We start from the raw sequence: 18807 nt of genomic DNA, 5'->3' as shown, positions 1-18807 counted from the left end.
GGAGCAAGCTGGTGGATGCTTTTTTAGTAGAAAATGCTCTTAAAAATACTGAGTGGCTGAGACACCAACAGAAAGCCCTCATCCGAGGGCTTTGTTATGTCAGGCTGCAATCGCGTGTGCCGGCGATGGCCTGCGTGGCCGACGTTGGCACCAGAGCGTCCCGCCTATCCCTATCAGCAGAAGCGGCAGGGTCGCCGGAGCCGGAACGGGGTAGCTGCCGGACACAGGAGGAAAACTGTCATCATAGGGCTGCTGAATCAGCGCGCGTTGAATCAGGTTATTGACCACGACTGCTCCTTTCAGGTTACTGGCATTTGTGAGTGTCGCGAGGGGAGCCAGCAGATGACCTCCTAACTGTCTGGTGAGGTTGATGGTTTCGGCTTCGTAAAAGTTCCAGATGATCACATCCAGTATCGCGCTGTTTGTAAAATTGCCAATTGGGTTTGCTGTGAAGGCAGCATCATCAATATGACTACCCGCTACATTAATGATCACGGCATAGGGATTCTGACCCTGAAAATCTATGTCATAAGCTTGGACATACGGATTTTCAAACAGAGTCGAGGCGGATATCGCAAAAACAGATTCACTGCTACCGACTGTATTATTGACATTGAAAAGTGCGTTTCCGCAGCATGATGAAGGTGTGCTCAGCAGAGAATTGCTACTCAGTGACGCCAGATAGGCGGAGTAGGCTGTTAGATCTGTTTGAATTTGTGGGAAATTATAACCGCTGGTGTCAGTTGTCAGGCTGCCGCCACTGCCATTGAAGTTTATGGCGCCATTGTTTACACCTCCCAATACGGCGTTGTGTCCGTTCTCGATTTGAACGGTTGCATTCAGGTCGCCGCCAATGACTAAAGCCGGATGACTGCCTCCAGCCGGGGCGGATCCGGTGCCGTAGTTAGACGCAGTGCCATTCAGGTTTCCCATTACCAGGGTATGGCCTTCAACAGCGCTTTGTGAATCCAGATCGTTGAAAACTATCAGGTTATACTCATTGAGCAGATCAATAGGCCCGGATGCTGCCAAGCCAGAATATAGCAGGCTGGATAACAGCAGGGCTGAATAAGAGACTCTCATTGTGTCACCGTCCTTTTTCGTTGTCGGAAAGGAAGCCAGAAAAACTGCAAAAGTCAGGCCAGAGCGTTCGATGCACCTTAATCCCTCCAGCGGTTAACGAAGAGTCCTTGCCTTGAAGCTTTTTAAATTAGAGCGCTTACCTTAGAGCCTCTAACTTAAAGCGCTTAATCAGATCTTCTAACCCAGGGCTTCCGGCTTAAGGCCCATCACTCAGAACGCCTTACCTCGGCCACTTAACATACTGTATCGGCGGTCTTGCAAGAGTTGAGAGTAAGAAGTAAAGCGGAAAGCATGAAGTCAGATGCCTCATGCCTGTTTGGCTCAATGCCTTGCCTGACGAAATTGGAGCGGCATTGTTTAAGGTGAATTGAGTAGTTCTGGCAGGTCGTTGTGGCTGTTATGCCGGAATCGGCAGGGCAAGTTGTCAGGATTTCTTACAGCGGGGGATAGGCTGTTATAGATGTTTCAATAAAATTTCTTCTATTTCATGTGGTTAAATAATTGGCCTGGTTTGTGCTTTTAACTATGCGTAATCTCGTGATTGGTTGGAGACGGAAAATGAAAGTTAAAGCACTAGCAGCAGCACTCGGCTTGTTTTTTGTAAATTCAGCATCAGCTGATATGTTGACGATCACCAGCTGGTTGGACACAGATGCGCCAACAGCAGGCTACACCTACACCGTAGATGATAATACAGCTGGGCGTTTCACATTTCATGTCAGCGTCCCGCAGGCTGATGCGGACATTCTGGGGATCGCGTTTAACATAGACGGTGGTCCTTATAATGCAGGCAATATTGACGTGCAGAATTTTGTCGCGCTGAATCGAGATGGTGGTACGTCAACAGCACCGACCGGACTTTTCTTTAACGATGCAAACTGCGGGAGTGGCTGTAACTTTAATGGTGTACCTGGCGGCATTAATCCATTTGATGTGATTGTCCGGGTGGGTTCGAATGGAGCCGGTAACAGTAACTGGTATTATGATGTGACCTTTGATATTGCTAATCTTGGCCTGACCCTGAGTGATTTTGAATCGGCCGGTATTCGTGGCCAATCGGTGCTGGGTGGCAACAGTGACAAGGCTTATCAGACATTTGGTGATGTCTGCGAGGGGCAATGTAGCCCTCCTCAGGTTCCAGAGCCTTCTTCCGTCGCCTTCCTGGGACTAGGGTTGGCGGGAAGCACTTGGCTGGCGCGTCGCCGCAAGAAGGCACAGTCTAAGTAACAGATCTGGCACTCTGGTTTTACTAATCAGGTAGAGAGTGGATAAACTAGTATTTTCAGTCACACACAATTGCTAGTTATGCCACTCATCTACCGACCTGATTCTTCTTCTGTTCAACGTAAATCAACACCGGACTATTCGGTGGGGGACAATACTTTCATCGCCGTGGGCGGTGAAGAGGGTATCAGACAACTTGTCGACAATTTTTACAGTCACATGGATACCTTGCCGGAAGCCAGAACTATACGGGCAATGCATGCAGAAGACTTAACCGAGTCTAAAGCGAAGCTGACCGCATTTCTGACGGGCTGGATGGGGGGGCCTGATCGGTACACCGAACAGTATGGCATGATGAACTTACCCGGTGCCCATCGTCACCTTGGTATTGGTATCGCTGAGAAAGAAGCCTGGTTGCTGTGTATGCAAAAAGCACTGGATGATCAGAATTACCATGAGTTGCTCAAACGCCACATCATGGTACAGCTCTCTTTTCCGGCGGAAATGTGCCGAAGCCGCAGTTAACGAAAAGCGGTCAATTAGACACACCTGCCATTTTCGAGATTAAGGCTGCCATGCGGGTGCATGTGCAGCCTTTTGTTTTTTCTTAGAAAGTAGTTTCTGGAAAGGGCTTCTAGAGGCGTCTTACTGTTTGATTCAGAAAGAGTAAGCGTAAATGTTCCATCAGCTAAATGAACGGTCGGCGTAGTTTCTCTTACTGTATGTATCGTCTTACGGCAACTCAGAAGCGTTCTTTCATTTCCATATAGCGTTCACGAATGTGTTCAATCAACACCTGAATGCGTTTAGACGGTTTTTTGGTGTATGGGTAGACCGCGTAAATGCCGACCACCTTGCCGGAATGCTCCGGCAGCAGTTCAACCAGATGCCCTGCCTGCAAATCATCGTAGATCAGGCAGGTTGGCAGATAGGCGATGCCATTTCCCGCCAGCGCGGCTTTACGCAGTGCGACAGCGTTGTCGGATGCAAAGTTGCCAGACACTTTCAGGGTGTAGGTTTCATTGGTATTACGCAGGAAAATCCAGTCAAAGGGGCCAGTGCTCTGGTGCGTGTAACCAAGGCAGTTATGACGTAGCAGGCTTTTGGGGGAATCCGGCTCGCCGTGTTCAGTGACATAATCCGGTGATGCACAAATCACCCAGCGCGAGTTGAAGATATGACGAGCGATCAGGCTGGAATCTTCAAGGTAGCCGGTACGGATCACCAGATCAAAATTGTCTGCCACCAGATCGACGAAATGGTTGTCCATGGACATTTCAATGTTCAGCCCCGGGTGCTTCTGGCAAAAATCGGATAAGGCCTCAGCCAGCAACAGTTCGCCGGAGATCGTCGGCACTGACACCCGAATATTGCCGGACAGGGCTTCACTGTAACCGGTAACCGCATCAAACGCAGACTGCGCGACATAGTGTATGTCTTTGGCCCGGTGAAACAGCATAGATCCCGGTTCGGTCAGTGTCAGCTTACGCGTGGTCCGGTAGATCAGCTGTACGCCCAGCTCGTGTTCCAGTTTGCTAATCCGTTTACTGACCACAGATTTGGTCATTTTGTTCAGCTCGGCCACTTTGCTGAATGAGCCGTGTTCGATTACTTGGGTGAAAAGCACCAGATCATCAATTTGCGGCATAGTGATCCTGTTAGCGATAAGAAAGGTTTCAGCCGGGAAGGCTCAGACAGTTAGCGAGGTCGTGAGCGGCCAGATAGCGGCATTGTGTCGGCGATACCGCTATTTGACCATGAAACTGCAGACTTGCCAAAAAAGATGGCCATACCCAAGCAGGTATGGCCATGGAATCAGCCTGGAAGATTGGCTGAAAACGGATTACATGTCATCAATAATGATGTAAGTGGCGTACACTGGGCCGTGTACACCCACAACCTTAATCAGTTCGATGTCGGCGGTTGAGCTTGGGCCGGAAATGAAGTTCACGCAGGAAGGAATGCGCTCACCGTTTCTGGCTTTCTCGTGCAAAATGCGGGTAGCCTGAGTCAGACGGGCTACCAGGGCACTTTTCGGCACCACAAACACCGACGCTTCCGGTAGCAGGCTGATAGCCCGGCCTTGTGCCGGCTGAGAGTACAGCACCATAGTGCCGGACTCAGCCAGTGCCTGCTCCGCGAACACGATGCCTACTTTGGCACGCTCAGCGACGTCGATATTTGGCTCGTAACCCAGCTGGGTATTCCAGATATGAATGCATTGTTCCGGGGTTTCCAGGGCATTGATGTCAATCAGGGACAGCAGGCGCGGGTCGGCAGAGATAATGGTCTCTTTCGGATCGGTCGCTGCGTCTTCCCCTTCCGGCTGGCAGTAGCCTTCGCAAACGGCTTTCAGGGTTTCCGTCAGTTTGTCTTTGGTGGTTTCAATTGCCTGAGAACCCAGTGAGGTGCGGGCGTACTCGCACAGCACGTTTTTCAACTCGTCCGGGGTAAAACCAGCCATCACATCATGGTGGCAGGTGTGCTTCAGCTCAGGTTTGGCGACCGGCTCAGTGCGACGGGCACGGCCCAGCTTCTGGGCGATGTTGTCAAGAAAGCTGTCGCGATTGTGAATTTGGCTCATGTTGCCTCTCCTGAATTAGTTACGATTCTTAAACCAGCTGCGGAAGGACTCGCCATCCGGCTCCGGCAGATCACGTGCTTCGGTCCATTTGCCAATCGCACCCAGCTGAACCGGCAGTTTCCCGTTTTTAATCAGGCCGCTGGCCATGGTGGCACCTACTTTTACGGTGTTGCTCCACAGTAGCGGGCGGGCATTGATCAGGTTAAAGGCAGCCACAGATGCCCGCTCAGACAGCGGGGTGAGCTTTTGCTCAGCCATTTTCTCACGGTGCTTCAGCAACAGATCCGACAGTGGGATCTTCACCGGACACACATCATGGCAGGCTTTACACAGGCTGCAGGCATAAGGCAGTTCTTTAAAGTCGTCGTAATCACCCAGCAGCGGCGACAGCACCGCACCGATAGGCCCTGAGTAGATAGAACCGTAAGACTGACCACCGATGTGACGGTAAGCCGGGCAGGTGTTCACACAGGCAGCGCAGCGCACGCAGCGCAGAATGTCGCGGAACTCAGAACCCAGAATGTCAGAGCGGCCGTTATCGACGATCACCAGATGGAATTCTTCCGGTCCGTCCAGGTGCTCTGCTTCACGCGGCCCGGTCAGCGCAGTGACGTAACCGGTCAGCGGCAGGCCGACGGCGCTGCGGCACAGCAGGCTGATCACGATATCCAGCTCTTCGAAGGTCGGTACCATACGCTCCATCCCCATTACGGCGATGTGCGTTTTCGGCAGGGTAGTGGCCAGACGGGCGTTACCTTCGTTGGTTACCAGTGCCACGGTGCCGGATTCTGCAACGGCAAAGTTACAGCCGGTAATACCGATGTCAGCTTCCAGGAAATCGTGGCGGATATAATTACGCACGTAGCGGGTCAGCTCTTCCGGATCTTCTGTTCCTTCGTAACCGATTTTGTCGCGGAACACATCGCGGATCTGGAAACGGTTTTTATGCAGGGCCGGTACCACGATGTGTGACGGGGCATCGTAGTCATCTACCTGCAGAATGTATTCGCCCAGGTCGGTTTCAACCACCTGACAGCCGTTGGCTTCCAGCACCTTGTTCAGGCTGATTTCTTCGGTCACCATCGACTTGGACTTCACAATCTTTTTGGCATTTTTTGCTTTTACAATACCTTCGATGTAGTCAGTGGCTTCCTGCGCGGTGGCCGCAAAGAAAACGTGACCGCCGTTCTCTTGTACTTTTTCGCTCAGTTGGTGCAGGTAGTAATCCAGGTTTTCCAGAACATGGTTACGGATATCCATGCCCATTTCACGCCACTGCTCCCAGTTGCCCAGTTTGTCAGCAGCGATTTGACGGTTGGTGAACATACGGGTTTGCGCGTTGGCGACAGACTCACGCATGAACGAATCTTGCATCTGAACATCAATACGTTGCTTGAAGTTCTGATCACTGGTTTTCATTGACATGGTCTTTCCCCTTAGCGGCTCATCAGCACATCAACAATGTGCATGACTTTAATTGGCTTACCTTCACGGCTGATACGGCCGCCGATATTCATCAGGCAGCTGATATCGGCACCAATCAGGTAGTCGGGTTCCACATCCGAAATGTGGTGAACTTTTTCTTTCACCATTTCGCCGGAGATCTCTGACATCTTGACCGAGAACGTACCACCGAAACCACAGCAGGTTTCCTGGTTGGCAATCGGCAGCATTTCCAGACCTTCAACATTGGCCAGCAGTTTCAGCGGCTCTTCACGTACATTCAGCTTACGGATAAGGCTGCAGGAAGGGTGGTAAACGGCGCGGCCTTCAAGGCGGGCACCCACGTTCACGGTTCCCAGGTGATTAACGATGAACTGGGTCAGTTCGAACAGGCGGTCAGCGACTTTCTGCGCACGCTCAGCCCACTCAGGCTCGCTGGCCAGGTATTCCGGGTAGCGTTTGACTGACGCGGCACAAGAACCCGCAGGGGTGACGATTGGCAGATCATTGCACTCGAAAGCACGAATCAGGTTTTTCATCGCCGGCTTACTGCCTTCGATATACCCGCTGTTTAGCGAAGGCTGGCCACAGCATCCCTGTTCTTCAGGGAAAATGACTTCACAGCCAAGTTGCTCAAGTAATAAGACCGTTTTTTTTGCCACGTTGGCCTTCACCGTATCGCAAAGGCAGGTGACGAAAAAGTTTACCTTCATAATTGCTCCAGTTGACGGTTCATGCCGCCTTTAAGTGTCGTACTCGCAACATCCGTTGCTTTGTGCGTATTACGCTTATTATTTTGCTCCCGACAGTCTCTGTCGGGAGCAATGGCGGCTGTTCCTAATTTCCGCCGTTTATTCGTGTTCCTGCTCTGGCAGGCGGGCTCAGATAAACGTACTGGCAATCGCCACAATGATGCCGTACAGCACCATAGGCACCACGGTACGTTTAATAATGTAGCCTTCTTTGTTCGCGATCCCCAGAATGGTCGATACCGCGATAATATTGTTGATACACACCATGTTACCCATGGAGCCACCCACCGACTGTAGGGCCAGAATCGTGGTTTGTGGCAGGTCGACTGTGTGGGCGATCGTTTGCTGGATGCCGCCGAACGTCAGGTTGGAAACCGTTGCTGAGCCGGAGAAGAACGCCCCCAGTGCACCCAGGTACGAAGCAAAGTATTGCCAGTTAGTGCCCATTAGCTCAGAGAACGCGCGACCGGTTGTCATGATTGGTGAGTTAGCGCCACCCATCATCATGAATTTGACCATGATGAGCGCGCCGACCAGAGCGATAAACGGCATCCGAATCCGGCTTGCCGTTTCCGTGAACACTTGCGTTACCACCTTCTTACTCAGGCCGAGCACCGGAATGGAGATCAGTACAACCAGGAAGAACGGAATCAGAGCCGGGACATACAGGGTTTTGTAAGACCATGCGGTGCTGGTGCCGAAAATCTCAGACCATTGGATGATCAGCGCCTGGCTGACAGAGAACTGACCCAGAAAGCCCAAGTCGATGTTCAGCATCGGGGTCGCATCGTTCAGCATGGCTTTGATGCCCAATTGCTGGATACGGGTCACGATCAGAATACCGATCAGCATCAGGGTCGGGCTCATGGCTTTCAGTACCTGGCCAAACGGGATGGCTTCCTGCGCGGCACGGTTGTGGTCGTCTTCAGACGTTTCCAGACCGACACGCATTTTCGCCAGCAGTACCGACAGCGACATACCCACTGCACCACCTACCAGGGCCGGGAACTCGTAGTTCCACTGTGCCAGCAGGAAGTAAGGGATCGTACAGGACAGTACACTCAGCTGGATAAACAGCAGGTTGCGACGAATTTGCTGCCAGCTCACCACAAATCGTAGAGCCAGAAGCGGAATAATGAATGCGGCGATGGAGTGCATCAGGGCGGAATTACGGCCGGTTTCTAGCAGTTCTGCTTCGGTCAGGCCAAGGTTGGCAAAACCAAACCAGGTTGGTGTACCGACAGCCCCGAAGGAAACCGGTACGGTATTCATCACCAGCGCCAGCATTGCGACCTGCAGTGGGTTAAAACCCAGGCCGACCAGAATAGGAGCAGCAATGGCGGCTGGCGTACCAAAGCCGGATGCGCCTTCAATCATAAAGGCAAAGGCCCAGCCGATGATCATCAACTGCGCGACCTGGTTACGGCTGATGTTTTCCAGCCAGCGACGAATCACGGCTTCTGCGCCAGATAATGCAATGGTGCGGTTCAGCAAAATTGCGCCTGCGATGATCGAAATAGGGGTAATAGCAGACAGAATACCGGCCATGATGTTGGCGCTGAGTTCAGTCAGGTCTGAACCGAAATAAAATAGCTGTAGGGCACCGATGATGGTGGCGGTTACCGGCAACGCAATGTGCGAAGGCAGGGCATTTCGCTTAGTCATCATCCAAATCAGCAGCAGAATAGGGACTACTGAAATAATCAGGTTCAACATGGGTACTTCCACTCCATCGTATAATTCTGTGACAGAGAACGAACCGCACGACGGGCGAATCGCATTTATACGTTGTAATTTTGTTTAAATTTTTTGAATAGAGGACGTCGTGGGGAGATTATTGTAAGTATCATTCCCCCTGATGCTATGTTTTTTTAGATTGGATTGAGTAACGGAAAACAACAATTTGTGATAGATGCACCTTTGTTTATGAAGTGCTCAATAGCTATTTTTATATAAAACAATAGCTTGTTTATAATAAGTGGTGCGGGAATGTTTCTATTTGTGGAGTTTTGGAAACAATGATTTTATATACCTGCACTAATCATGAGAGTGATATTCACTGATTTCATACCGATCAAGTCTATTAACAAGGTGATAAATTCCGTCAAAAAAGTCATTAACTTGTAAAATTACTACAAAATAGAGTTTTGGTTGTTATTTGGTGAAATTTAATTTCAGTTTTGTCGACTGAAACTTCTTCGCTTTGGTGGCTTTGTGTCCCATGCTCAGCCGCCAGTTTCGTTGTTCTGTTCCGTTGGTCGGCACAGGTTGTTCTACGCAGTTGATCTGCACTGTTGTTTCGTTTTGGACGGCAGTGAGGTTGAGTTAAGCGACAAACGATAGTGGTGTCGCCGGTAACCGGTAACCGGTAAAGCGGTTTGCCACTGCTTTCTTCAGTTACCGACGACCTTCAGTGACCGGCGACCTCGGAAGATGGTCAATGACGGAAAAGGTAATCACTGTTATCTCTGTCCTTGTCACTGTGTGCTTGTGATAAGCCTTTGGTCAGCGGTCGTAATGCCAAACTGTCGTTCGGTATGGTGCCAGAACGGTATAGCGCCAGAAAGGTATAGCGTTAACGTGGCATTCGTCGTTTTCGTGCTGACCATCGTCGTCCGCCATACAGCGAGAATAATAACCCTGCGATAGCGGTATGCTCGGGCTCCGGTACATCGGTTGGTGTACCACTTTCCCCTCCGCCAGTGATAATGGCCTCGTACGAGGTGACTTTCGCAATAATAATCGCTTCGTTATCGGCTTTTTCTTTGGTGAGAAAGCTGTCCACCGTGGTTTCACCAACCTTGAATCCTTCGATAGCAATGGTGTAATCCGTGTTGCCAATAGTAAAGGTCTGTGTAAATAACGACGAGGTCAGCGTAATGCTGTCAGCACAGCCGTTGTCATTTACTCCGGGCTGCGTCGAATCATCGTACTTACAGGGGGAAGCACTGTTTGGTGTTTCGTCATGGCTGAAACTGAACAGGAATTCCACCGGCGCAGCTTCCAAATCCCCGACCTGAACCGTTGTGGTCAGCTTCAAATCGACACTGACCAGCGTCGGGCTGTAGATCGGGTTATTTGAGTGAGTGAAAGTACCGAGATTGAAAATGTCACTGGTTTCCGCACTGGAATCAAACAGGGTCGTAAACGCGGCTTCGGATTCGAAGGTATAGCTGCTTTGTCCTTCTGACGTTGCAGGCCGACCCCAGCTGAGCACCGGGTCGGTCTCCGTTCCGGATGTCGACGTTGAATCCCCGCCGTCTGAAGTGACGGCATTGAGCCATTCACCGGTAAAATTGCCGAAAGTAATTTCGATCGTTTCTGCAAAAGCCGGGCTGCTGGTGATTACCACCCCTGCGAGCAGAGCAGGCCATTTTGTCATGGTTAGTCTCCCTTCAGTGTGCAAGCGGGCAGGCGAATGAAATAGCCTTTAGCCTGCTGCTTGTGTACGACTTCGTGCTGAAGGCGTGATTCAAAAAGGGCAGTGGATGGTCTTTCTCATTTCGCTGCCCGTGAGATTGTCATGTTGTTTCTTCTGTAACTGTTGCTGCTGGCACTGGCAGCACTGAGAAAGCGTCTTTTCATTCAGAATGACGTTCAGCTTCTGAGAATCAATCTTTATGCCAATACGCTCCCATCAGACGATTTTTATTGGCAGTTCCAGTTTTCATGCCTGCAGAGAGAATATTGTCAGGGCTATCAGGCGCTGCTGACTGACAAATGTCTGATTGAGTCGACAAGCCATTCAATGAAAGCAATAAAGCGGGATGCGGGCGATCGTACAGCCAGTGATGAACAAGGCCGGGAATTGTAAATAGCCTCTCATTTTGCGACATGCCTCTTTGGCGCTTGGCGCTTGGCGCTTGGCGTTTAACGTTTGGCACTTGGCACTTGGCACTTGGGCATGTCGTTTTTGTCATGTGAGCGCTTGGCCATTGGAGAGTCTGATAATCATCCCTGCAAGAGGTTTTCAAACAGACTTAAATGATTCCATACGGGAATGGGTTACTGTCCGAGTTTTCGTTTTTCTTTTTACGGCCTATCCGTAACCTATTCAGCCAAAGGTGTTAACCTCGGTTTTTGTGACCCGGGTTTCTTGATGATTTGGAAATGATATGGATTTGTCTTGGGATATTATTGGGATTTTGTTTCTGGTGGCGGGATTAGCCGGTTTCATTGATGCTATCGCCGGAGGGGGCGGGATGCTGACTGTACCGGCATTGCTGGCTGCCGGTGTACCACCGGCTCAGACGTTGGCAACGAATAAGCTGCAAAGCTCGTTCGGCAGTTTCTCGGCCAGTTTGTATTTTGTTCGCAACGGACTGGTCAACCTGAAATCCATGCGGCTGGCGATAGGCTGTACTTTTGCGGGGTCGGCGATTGGCGCTTTGCTGGTACAGGTGATGGATGCCGGATTGCTGACAAACCTGATACCGGTAATGCTGGTGGCCATTTCGCTGTATTTTCTGTTTGCCCCGGAAGCCGGAAAAGGCGGGGGAGAGCCGAAAATATCGGAAGCGGCGTTTGCTTTTACCGTTGGCACCGGCATCGGGTTCTATGACGGCTTCTTCGGGCCGGGTACCGGTTCGCTGTTCACGATCTGTTTTGTCGTGCTGGCGCAACTGGGTATTATTGAAGCCACAGCGCGTACGAAAGTGCTGAATTTCACCTCAAACCTGGCTGCGCTGTTGTTCTTCATCCTGGCCGGGCTGCCAATCTGGGAAATTGGCCTTACCATGGCGGTCGGAGGATTTATCGGTGCCCGCATGGGAGCCAAAGTTGTGGTAACAAAAGGGCGTAAGTTTATTCGACCGATGGTGGTCATCGTGTCGATGACCATGGCCATTAAACTGTTGCTTGAACAAAATCCGCAATGGTTTCAATCAGTTTTCTGATTCGTGGCACCTGATAGCTTTTTTGCCGGTAGCAGATATTAACCGGGCGGGTCAGGGTGTCGAGAAACTCAAAATGAAAGCAGTGGCTGTCCGGGATGTTGAGGGTACGAATGGTCGACATGGGTACCAGCGCGGCAGCCACCCCATTCAGCGCCAGTTGCGCGGCGGCGGTGTAGGAGTCCATCTGCATCAGCGGGACAATACCGGCATTTTGCAGTAATCCGGCCTGGTAGGTATTGGCGGTGTTGACCAGATCATTGGTCAGCAGAGCGGTCGGTGGCTGAGTCAGTGGCGTCTGGCTGACAATCTTGAAGGGTTCGTCAAACAGGTGAATGGCCTGAATACCGTGTTGGGCCGGCAGATAACCGGCACAAATCCCCAGCGTTGCCTCCCCGGACTGCACTTTTTCAACAATAACCGGTGTATGGTGGGTGGAGAGTGACAGGTATGGATCCTGGCGGACGTATTCACCCAACAGCGGTGCCAGATAACCGGCCACCAGAGTTTCAGAGCAGGCAAGTCGAATCAGGGAATGGTCATCCACTTCCAGCTGATCGGCAATCAGCCCTTTTAATTCGTGGAAACCGGGGCCAACGGCTGCGATTAGCTGCCGGGCATCAGGGGTCAGTTTGATCCGCCGCCCGTCAGGTTCGATCAGCTTTTTGCCCATGCGTTTTTCCAGCTTGGCGATGCGTTTGCTGACGGCGCTCTGGCTGAGATACAGACGACTGCCGGCTTTGCTCATTGTGCCTTCACGGGCAAGTACTAGCAGGGTTTCAATTCCTTCGAGTAGCACAGTGAACAGTCCTTCGTGCTGCGGGACCCGCCGTCTCTGCGACGGGTATCTCTGGGCGGGCTTAACGGAACGGGTTAGTTGTCCTGACCGGTAATGCTGCCAACTTCCAGTACGGCGGCTACGTCTAGGTGTTCAGCATTCATCATCGACGAAATGCGTTGTACGGAGCTGAGCAGCAGGGTTTGTTCCCACTCTGCCAGTTGCTGAAAGCGGGTAACAAAGTCTTCCTGGAGTGGAAGTGGTGCTTTGGACAGCAGATCTTTACCGGCTTCAGTCAGGTAAGCATGCACTTTACGCTTGTCCAGTTTGCTGCGCTCACGCACCACCAGCCCACGTTTTTCCAAACGATCCAAAATGGTTGTCGCGGTCGCCTGACTCATGTTGGTGTTATTGGAAAGCTGGCGGATAGTCACTTCACCAGAATCACGGATAGCACGCATCAAAACCAGCTGAGGACCGGTTAAACCTGCAAGTTTATTGAGCTTGCGTGAATGCAGGTCGATGGCTCGAATGATTTGCCGCAAGGCAATCAAGACTTCTTCGTGCTTATCCATTTTACTCTCCTAATAAGTGTCCGGCGAAATTACCTCAAACAGCAACAAGTTGGAAGAGTCAGAGCCTGTTATTTTTCGAAATGGATAAATTGCAGGCTGTTGTTCTACGTGGCTTGTCTCCAAGTTTAATCGGAAAACGACGAGTTTGATTCAGGCTGTGAATAATATGTGCTGAAAACCCGCTTTTTATGGTTAAACCGACAACTCTTGAAAAACATTATTTACATTTACTTACAAACTTAGTTATTATTTATGTAATAAAAATAATTCTCACTTGCATTGCAATTAAGTGATTATCCGACTTATGTGGCTTTTGATTCGTGACACGCGATTCAAACGGCTCTTGGGTTAAATGCAAATTGACGCTTTATACATGGATGAACCGCCAATGAAAAAACAGCTTTCACTCAACCTAATTATGGCATCACTGTGCGTGGCGCCAGTTTTCGCCAATGCTGCTGTGACACAGGAAGCAGTGGTAAAACACTATGCTGATATTGCGCACAGCGTATACAGCGACTCTCTGACTACCGCACAATCGCTGGATAAAGCGATTGATGCTCTGCTGGCTTCACCGTCGCAGGCAACTTTGACTCAGGCACGCGAAGCCTGGAAAAAAGCACGTGTGCCGTATCAGCAGTCTGAAGTTTTCCGTTTCGGCAATGCCGTGGTGGATGACTGGGAAGGGCAGCTCAACGCCTGGCCGCTGGATGAAGGGCTGATCGACTATGTTGCGCAAGACTACCAGCACGAAATGGGTAATGAAGGGGCGAATGCCAACATCGTAGCTAACCGCACGATTCAGGTCGGTAACCAGAAAGTGGACGTTACCAAAATCACCCCGGAACTGCTGGCTGAACTGAACGAAATCGGCGGTTCGGAAGCGAACGTGGCGACCGGTTACCATGCCATTGAGTTTTTGCTGTGGGGTCAGGATCTGCACGGAACGGCGGCTGGTGCCGGTGAGCGTGCCTACACGGATTTTGTGGTGGGTGCCGGTTGTACGCAGGGTAACTGTGAACGTCGTCGTGAATACCTGAAAGCCGCTTCTGAGTTGCTGCAAAACGATCTGAACTGGATGGAGCAGCAGTGGTCCGCTGACGTGAAAGGTAACTACCGTGCCGAGTTGCTGTCAGACTCAGCTGAAAATGGCCTGCGGAAAATGATGTTCGGCATGGGTTCGCTGTCGCTGGGTGAGTTGGCTGGTGAGCGTATGAAAGTGGCGCTGGAAGCGAATTCTACCGAAGATGAGCACGACTGTTTCTCAGACAATACCCACAACTCTCACTACTACAACGAGCAGGGCATCTACAACGTCTACACCGGTACTTACCTGCGTGTAAACGGCCAGCTGGTTTCAGGCCCGAGCATTCACGACCTGGTTGCGGAGAAAGACGCCGCCGCAGCCAAAGACATCAAGGCACAGTTTGACCGGACTCGTGACCAGGTACATACCCTGGTGGACTCCGCGGAGAAAAAACAGCAGGCCTTTGATCAGCTGATCGCTGCTGGCAACAAAGAGGGCAATGCGCTGGTGAATGACGCTATTTCAGCACTGGTTCAGCAAACTGCCAGCATTGAGCAGGCTGCGGGTCTGATTGGGGTGAACAACCTGAATCCGGACACTGCAGACCATCAGTTCTGATTTTTTCGTTGATAATCAAAGGGCTCATGATGAGCCCTTTTGCCGTTTTACGTGAGCAATAAGCAATGAAGTCGTTATTTTCTTTTGCAATGCTGTCCGCTTCTCTGGCGGTCGCGCTAAGCAGCCCGGCGCTGCAGGCTAAAACCTCGCAGTCTGCTTCTTCTGAATCATTGACGCCGGCCGAGATCGCTGCAATGAAATCCGGCGGTGAAACCACCGTGCGGAAATCAGGGGCGAATGCATTTTCTCTGCCGGCTACCAATCTGCCGCTGACCAAGCGGCTGGATTTCAGTGTCGGCAACAGCTTTTTCCGTAACCCCTGGGTACAGGCACCGGCGACCACCGATGCCCGTGATGGATTGGGCCCGTTGTTTAACACGAACGGTTGCCAGAACTGCCACATAAAGGATGGCCGTGGCCACCCACCGGCAGAAGGGGACAGCAACGCCGTTTCCATGCTGGTGCGCCTGAGTATCCCTGCGGTAACGGACGAGCAAAAACGAGCCATTATCAACGACGGCGTGATTCCTGATCCCGTCTATGGTGGGCAATTGCAGGACTTCTCGTTGGAAGGTGCGAAACCTGAAGGTCAGATCCATATCGCTTATCAGGATGTACCGGTGAAACTGGCTGACGGTGAAGTGGTAACCCTGCGTAAGCCGACGCTGACGATCACTGATCTGAACTATGGTCCGATGCATGCAGACATCATGATGTCTGCACGGGTTGCACCGCCAATGATCGGCTTAGGTTTGCTGGAACAAATTCCGGATGCCACGCTGGAAGCGTTGGCTAAACAGCAACAGCAGGATGGTCAGGGAGTTTCTGGCAAAATCAACCGAGTTTGGGATGTGGCAAAGCAAGAGCTGGTGACCGGCCGATTTGGCTGGAAAGCTGGTCAGCCGACGCTGATGCAGCAAAATGCAGCGGCTTTTAATGGGGACCTGGGCCTGACCAGTGAGTTGTTCCCGGTTGAAAACTGCACCTCATCACAAACGGCTTGTACCGATTTACCCAACGGTGGTGCGCCGGAAGTCAGCCATAAAGTGCTGACCTTTGTTGAGTTCTATTCACGTCACCTAGCAGTACCGGCTCGCCGTAATGTGTCTGATCCTCTGGTGGTTCAGGGCGAAAAGCTGTTTGCCGATATCGGCTGTCAGAGCTGTCACCAGACCTCGCTGAAAACGGCACCAAACACCGAGCTGCCTGCTTTGTCTGAGCAAACCATTCATCCGTACACCGACCTGTTACTGCACGATATGGGGGAAGGTCTGGCGGATCATCGCGGTGAGTACCTGGCCGATGGTCGCGAGTGGCGAACAGCGCCGCTGTGGGGATTGGGTTATACCCAGGAAGTGAATGGTCACACCCAGTATCTGCATGATGGCCGGGCACGCAATACTCTGGAAGCGATCCTCTGGCATGGCGGTGAAGCGCAAGCAAGCCGCGATCGTGTTGTTCACCTGTCAACGGCAGAGCGTAAAGCGCTGTTGGCTTTCTTGGATTCGCTGTAAGGATAAAGACGTACCATGCGTAATCAAACCACTAAGACTGTTACTGCTGGTGTTGCCGTTAGTCTGGCTGTAGGTGCTGTTGCATTGCTCAGTGGCTGCCAGGAAGACGTCACTACCCGTACAGCCGTTCTGAGTCAGTATCAGACGGCAACCGCGGATCTGGCCACCTCGACCCGGGCATTATCGGAATCTATTGCACAAATCTGTCAGGCACCGTCAGAAGAGCGTCTGGCGCAGGCGCAGCACAACTGGCAGCAGGCTTTTCTTAACTGGATGCCGCTGCAGGGCCGTGAAAAAGGCAGCGAAGCGGCGCTGGCCTTGAGCTGGCAGATCCAGTTCTGGCCGGACAAGAAAAACACCACAGGACGTAAACTGACTCAGTTGCTGAAGCAGGATACGACCTGGACGCCAGAGGCGATGGCTGAACAAAGTGTCGCTGTACAGGGTTTCGGGGCGATGGAGTGGTTCCTGTTTGATCAGTCTGATGCGCTGCAACAGGCCGAGGGTTGCCAGCTGGCACATGCGGTCAGCCTGCGTCTGGCAGACAGTGCAAGTCAATTGCAATCGGCCTGGCAAGCAGACCCGTGGCAGGAAATGACCCCGCAGATGGCGCTGGGGGAATACCTTGGGGCGCTGAATAACCAGATGGATTACACCATCAAGAAACTGACCCGGCCGATGGGCAAACCCGGCTCGCCGAAGCCTTATCAGGCTGAAGCGTGGCGTGCCCAATATTCCCTGGCCAGCCTGAAAGCCAGTGTCGCGGCGATGCAGGCACTGTACCTGGCTGATGGCAAGGGGATCGATGCGATGCTTCGTGAGCGCGGCTTTGCGGACACGGCAACACGTATCAGTCAGCGGTTTGAGTATCTGCTGTCCGGCTGGCCAGCCAGTGAAGCTATGGTTCCGCTTCTGACCTCTCGTGATGGCTACCGCGAACTGATCAATATCTATAACGGACTGGAATACATTCAAATTGCGCTGCACGACGAAGTCGCGCCGGAGCTGGGTGTTGTTGTGGGGTTCAATGCAACCGATGGTGATTGATCACACCCGCCGTAAGCTGCTGCGTGCCGCGCTGAGTGGGCTGGCTGTGATGCCTTTCGCCGGGCTGGGCGGATGCAGCGATGAATCCCGTGCGGGTAAATCGCTGGGATTAACATCTGCGTCAGAGCCCATGGCCGATGCAAAGATTGCTCACATTATCGGTTGCTCCCGTCAGGGTGAGGGACAATTCGGTGTTGTTGCGGCCGCGCTGGACGGGCAGCCTCTGTACCAGGTGCCGTTGCCTGCACGGGGCCATGGTGTCGCCGTGCAACCGGGCGGGTCGCTGGCGGCAGCTTTTGGACGACGTCCCGGCACATACCTGCAGGTCTTTGATTACAAAAATGGAACGCGCTGGCCGATTTATATGGCAGATGCCGGGCGGCATTTTTACGGTCACGGGGTGTTTTCACCGGATGGCAAGCTGATCTATGCCACTGAAGGTGAATCGCAAACCAGTCAGGGGGTGATTGGGGTGTATGAGGTTCAGCCTGCGGAGCAGGGAGGTCGGCTAACGAAAGTCGCTGAGTTCAGCGGCTTTGGGATTGGTCCGCATGAAGTGGTGCTGGCCGATTCAGAGACTCTGGCTATCGGCGTCGGTGGGGTGCACACCCATGGTCGTGAACCACTCAATCTCGATACTATGCAGCCTGCTCTGGTCTACCTGAACCGCCATACCGGTGAGATGGTGGATAAAGCGGAGTTACCGGATAAGCATCTCAGTATTCGTCACCTGAGTGTGACCGATACCGGTTCGATTGCCTGCGGCCAGCAATATCGTGGTAAGCCAGAAGATGCTGTGCCGCTGGTTGCGTTACATCGCCGCGGGCAGGCATTGCAGCATTTGGTGGCTGAGGAAGCAGAGTGGCTGCGCTTCAATCACTATATTGCCAGCATTGCCAGCCTCGATGGTTATCTGCTCGCCACCTCGCCGCGTGGAAATTGCTACGGTATCTGGGATGAAACCAGCGGAAAGCTGGTGGAGCAGCGTCCGTTGGTCGACGCGTCCGGCGTTGGCATTAAAGACGGCCAATGGCTGGTTGGCTCAGGTTCGGGACGTATCGTTGCCATGGATACGACTTTTACCGCGAAGACCGTACAAAGCCCGGTTATGTGGGATAACCACTGGAACATCATCTAATCAGGGCAAAGGGCAGAACCGCAGAATCAACCGGATATGACCACTTTTTAAGAATTGAAACAATGCCAGCTGGCGCTTACGGCTAAAGTTAGTCCGTCATAGAGTGCGTTTGCCATAATAATAACAATGGCA

At 52.0% G+C, this 18807-nt stretch carries 17 protein-coding genes; 7 read left to right on the top strand and 10 right to left on the bottom strand.

Annotated features, from left to right (window positions below; all coding sequences use genetic code 11):
- Positions 1 to 99 precede the first annotated feature (99 nt).
- Entirely contained in the window at positions 100 to 1083 is a 984-nt protein-coding gene (locus tag C9I92_RS02460) for a collagen-binding domain-containing protein (RefSeq protein ID WP_047884131.1), read from the bottom strand.
- Between the two features lie 558 nt (positions 1084 to 1641).
- Between C9I92_RS02460 and C9I92_RS02455 the strand changes: the two genes are divergently transcribed.
- Positions 1642 to 2310 carry a PEP-CTERM sorting domain-containing protein gene (locus C9I92_RS02455; RefSeq protein WP_047884132.1) on the top strand — a complete coding sequence of 223 codons (669 nt, stop codon included), beginning with the start codon at positions 1642 to 1644 and terminating at the stop codon, positions 2308 to 2310.
- Between the two features lie 78 nt (positions 2311 to 2388).
- On the top strand, positions 2389 to 2832 hold the full coding sequence (locus C9I92_RS02450; RefSeq protein ID WP_047884133.1) for a group II truncated hemoglobin: 444 nt from the start codon (positions 2389 to 2391) through the stop codon (positions 2830 to 2832).
- A gap of 217 nt (positions 2833 to 3049) precedes the next feature.
- Here the strand turns inward: C9I92_RS02450 and C9I92_RS02445 are convergent, their stop codons facing one another.
- From C9I92_RS02445 to C9I92_RS25230, 7 genes are all read right to left on the bottom strand, one after another.
- Positions 3050 to 3955, bottom strand: a complete 906-nt coding sequence (locus C9I92_RS02445; RefSeq protein ID WP_047884134.1) for a LysR family transcriptional regulator — start codon at positions 3953 to 3955, stop codon at positions 3050 to 3052.
- A gap of 195 nt (positions 3956 to 4150) precedes the next feature.
- On the bottom strand, positions 4151 to 4891 hold the full coding sequence (locus C9I92_RS02440) for a LutC/YkgG family protein (protein WP_047884135.1): 741 nt from the start codon (positions 4889 to 4891) through the stop codon (positions 4151 to 4153).
- A gap of 15 nt (positions 4892 to 4906) precedes the next feature.
- Positions 4907 to 6316 (bottom strand): LutB/LldF family L-lactate oxidation iron-sulfur protein, encoded by a 1410-nt coding sequence (locus tag C9I92_RS02435; RefSeq protein WP_047884136.1) that lies wholly within the window; start codon positions 6314 to 6316, stop codon positions 4907 to 4909.
- A gap of 11 nt (positions 6317 to 6327) precedes the next feature.
- Complete coding sequence (locus tag C9I92_RS02430) at positions 6328 to 7047, bottom strand: (Fe-S)-binding protein (protein ID WP_047884137.1); 720 nt, start codon at positions 7045 to 7047, stop codon at positions 6328 to 6330.
- A 168-nt stretch (positions 7048 to 7215) separates the two neighbouring features.
- A complete protein-coding gene (locus C9I92_RS02425; protein ID WP_047884138.1) occupies positions 7216 to 8802 on the bottom strand; it encodes an L-lactate permease in 1587 nt (528 codons plus the stop codon).
- Positions 8803 to 9661: 859 nt separating this feature from the next.
- Positions 9662 to 10468, bottom strand: a complete 807-nt coding sequence (locus C9I92_RS02420; protein ID WP_047884139.1) for a THxN family PEP-CTERM protein — start codon at positions 10466 to 10468, stop codon at positions 9662 to 9664.
- A 229-nt stretch (positions 10469 to 10697) separates the two neighbouring features.
- Positions 10698 to 11006, bottom strand: coding sequence for a hypothetical protein (locus tag C9I92_RS25230; RefSeq protein WP_146149655.1), 309 nt, complete (start codon positions 11004 to 11006; stop codon positions 10698 to 10700).
- Between the two features lie 195 nt (positions 11007 to 11201).
- On the opposite strand from C9I92_RS25230, the gene C9I92_RS02410 reads away from it, so the two are divergent.
- Positions 11202 to 11981, top strand: coding sequence for a TSUP family transporter (locus C9I92_RS02410; protein ID WP_047884141.1), 780 nt, complete (start codon positions 11202 to 11204; stop codon positions 11979 to 11981).
- Here the strand turns inward: C9I92_RS02410 and C9I92_RS02405 are convergent.
- Together C9I92_RS02405 and C9I92_RS02400 are read right to left on the bottom strand one after the other, a co-directional pair.
- Entirely contained in the window at positions 11932 to 12777 is an 846-nt protein-coding gene (locus C9I92_RS02405; protein ID WP_047884142.1) for a LysR family transcriptional regulator, read from the bottom strand. The genes C9I92_RS02410 and C9I92_RS02405 overlap by 50 nt on opposite strands.
- A 74-nt stretch (positions 12778 to 12851) precedes the next feature.
- Complete coding sequence (locus tag C9I92_RS02400) at positions 12852 to 13331, bottom strand: MarR family winged helix-turn-helix transcriptional regulator (protein ID WP_047884143.1); 480 nt, start codon at positions 13329 to 13331, stop codon at positions 12852 to 12854.
- A gap of 388 nt (positions 13332 to 13719) precedes the next feature.
- On the opposite strand from C9I92_RS02400, the gene C9I92_RS02395 reads away from it, so the two are divergent.
- The 4 genes from C9I92_RS02395 (at position 13720) to C9I92_RS02380 (ending at position 18675) form a co-directional block, all read left to right on the top strand.
- The gene (locus C9I92_RS02395) at positions 13720 to 14976 is read left to right on the top strand and encodes an imelysin family protein (RefSeq protein ID WP_047884226.1); all 1257 of its coding nucleotides are present in this window, start codon (positions 13720 to 13722) and stop codon (positions 14974 to 14976) included.
- A gap of 65 nt (positions 14977 to 15041) precedes the next feature.
- The gene (locus tag C9I92_RS02390) at positions 15042 to 16490 is read left to right on the top strand and encodes a di-heme oxidoreductase family protein (protein ID WP_084712472.1); all 1449 of its coding nucleotides are present in this window, start codon (positions 15042 to 15044) and stop codon (positions 16488 to 16490) included.
- A gap of 15 nt (positions 16491 to 16505) precedes the next feature.
- On the top strand, positions 16506 to 17537 hold the full coding sequence (locus tag C9I92_RS02385; protein WP_047884145.1) for an imelysin family protein: 1032 nt from the start codon (positions 16506 to 16508) through the stop codon (positions 17535 to 17537).
- Positions 17518 to 18675: a DUF1513 domain-containing protein gene (locus tag C9I92_RS02380; RefSeq protein ID WP_047884146.1), complete on the top strand. Its 1158-nt coding sequence runs from the start codon at positions 17518 to 17520 to the stop codon at positions 18673 to 18675. The genes C9I92_RS02385 and C9I92_RS02380 overlap by 20 nt, the downstream gene beginning before the upstream one ends.
- Positions 18676 to 18807: the final 132 nt, after the last annotated feature.

Source organism: Photobacterium ganghwense, assembly GCF_003025595.1.
Taxonomy (GTDB): Bacteria; Pseudomonadota; Gammaproteobacteria; order Enterobacterales; family Vibrionaceae; genus Photobacterium; species Photobacterium ganghwense.
The sequence above is the reverse complement of the archived record's forward strand: the minus strand, read 5'-3'. Positions and strand labels throughout refer to the sequence as shown.

What these genes read in the sequence shown, in the direction of transcription:
- C9I92_RS02460 (WP_047884131.1), bottom strand. Translation starts at nt 1,083, where the DNA reads ATGAGAGTCTCTTATTCAGCCCTGCTGTTATCCAGCCTGCTATATTCT.
- C9I92_RS02455 (WP_047884132.1), top strand. Translation starts at nt 1,642, where the DNA reads ATGAAAGTTAAAGCACTAGCAGCAGCACTCGGCTTGTTTTTTGTAAAT.
- C9I92_RS02450 (WP_047884133.1), top strand. Translation starts at nt 2,389, where the DNA reads ATGCCACTCATCTACCGACCTGATTCTTCTTCTGTTCAACGTAAATCA.
- C9I92_RS02445 (WP_047884134.1), bottom strand. Translation starts at nt 3,955, where the DNA reads ATGCCGCAAATTGATGATCTGGTGCTTTTCACCCAAGTAATCGAACAC.
- C9I92_RS02440 (WP_047884135.1), bottom strand. Translation starts at nt 4,891, where the DNA reads ATGAGCCAAATTCACAATCGCGACAGCTTTCTTGACAACATCGCCCAG.
- C9I92_RS02435 (WP_047884136.1), bottom strand. Translation starts at nt 6,316, where the DNA reads ATGTCAATGAAAACCAGTGATCAGAACTTCAAGCAACGTATTGATGTT.
- C9I92_RS02430 (WP_047884137.1), bottom strand. Translation starts at nt 7,047, where the DNA reads ATGAAGGTAAACTTTTTCGTCACCTGCCTTTGCGATACGGTGAAGGCC.
- C9I92_RS02425 (WP_047884138.1), bottom strand. Translation starts at nt 8,802, where the DNA reads ATGTTGAACCTGATTATTTCAGTAGTCCCTATTCTGCTGCTGATTTGG.
- C9I92_RS02420 (WP_047884139.1), bottom strand. Translation starts at nt 10,468, where the DNA reads ATGACAAAATGGCCTGCTCTGCTCGCAGGGGTGGTAATCACCAGCAGC.
- C9I92_RS25230 (WP_146149655.1), bottom strand. Translation starts at nt 11,006, where the DNA reads ATGACAAAAACGACATGCCCAAGTGCCAAGTGCCAAGTGCCAAACGTT.
- C9I92_RS02410 (WP_047884141.1), top strand. Translation starts at nt 11,202, where the DNA reads ATGGATTTGTCTTGGGATATTATTGGGATTTTGTTTCTGGTGGCGGGA.
- C9I92_RS02400 (WP_047884143.1), bottom strand. Translation starts at nt 13,331, where the DNA reads ATGGATAAGCACGAAGAAGTCTTGATTGCCTTGCGGCAAATCATTCGA.
- C9I92_RS02395 (WP_047884226.1), top strand. Translation starts at nt 13,720, where the DNA reads ATGAAAAAACAGCTTTCACTCAACCTAATTATGGCATCACTGTGCGTG.
- C9I92_RS02390 (WP_084712472.1), top strand. Translation starts at nt 15,042, where the DNA reads ATGAAGTCGTTATTTTCTTTTGCAATGCTGTCCGCTTCTCTGGCGGTC.
- C9I92_RS02385 (WP_047884145.1), top strand. Translation starts at nt 16,506, where the DNA reads ATGCGTAATCAAACCACTAAGACTGTTACTGCTGGTGTTGCCGTTAGT.
- C9I92_RS02380 (WP_047884146.1), top strand. Translation starts at nt 17,518, where the DNA reads ATGCAACCGATGGTGATTGATCACACCCGCCGTAAGCTGCTGCGTGCC.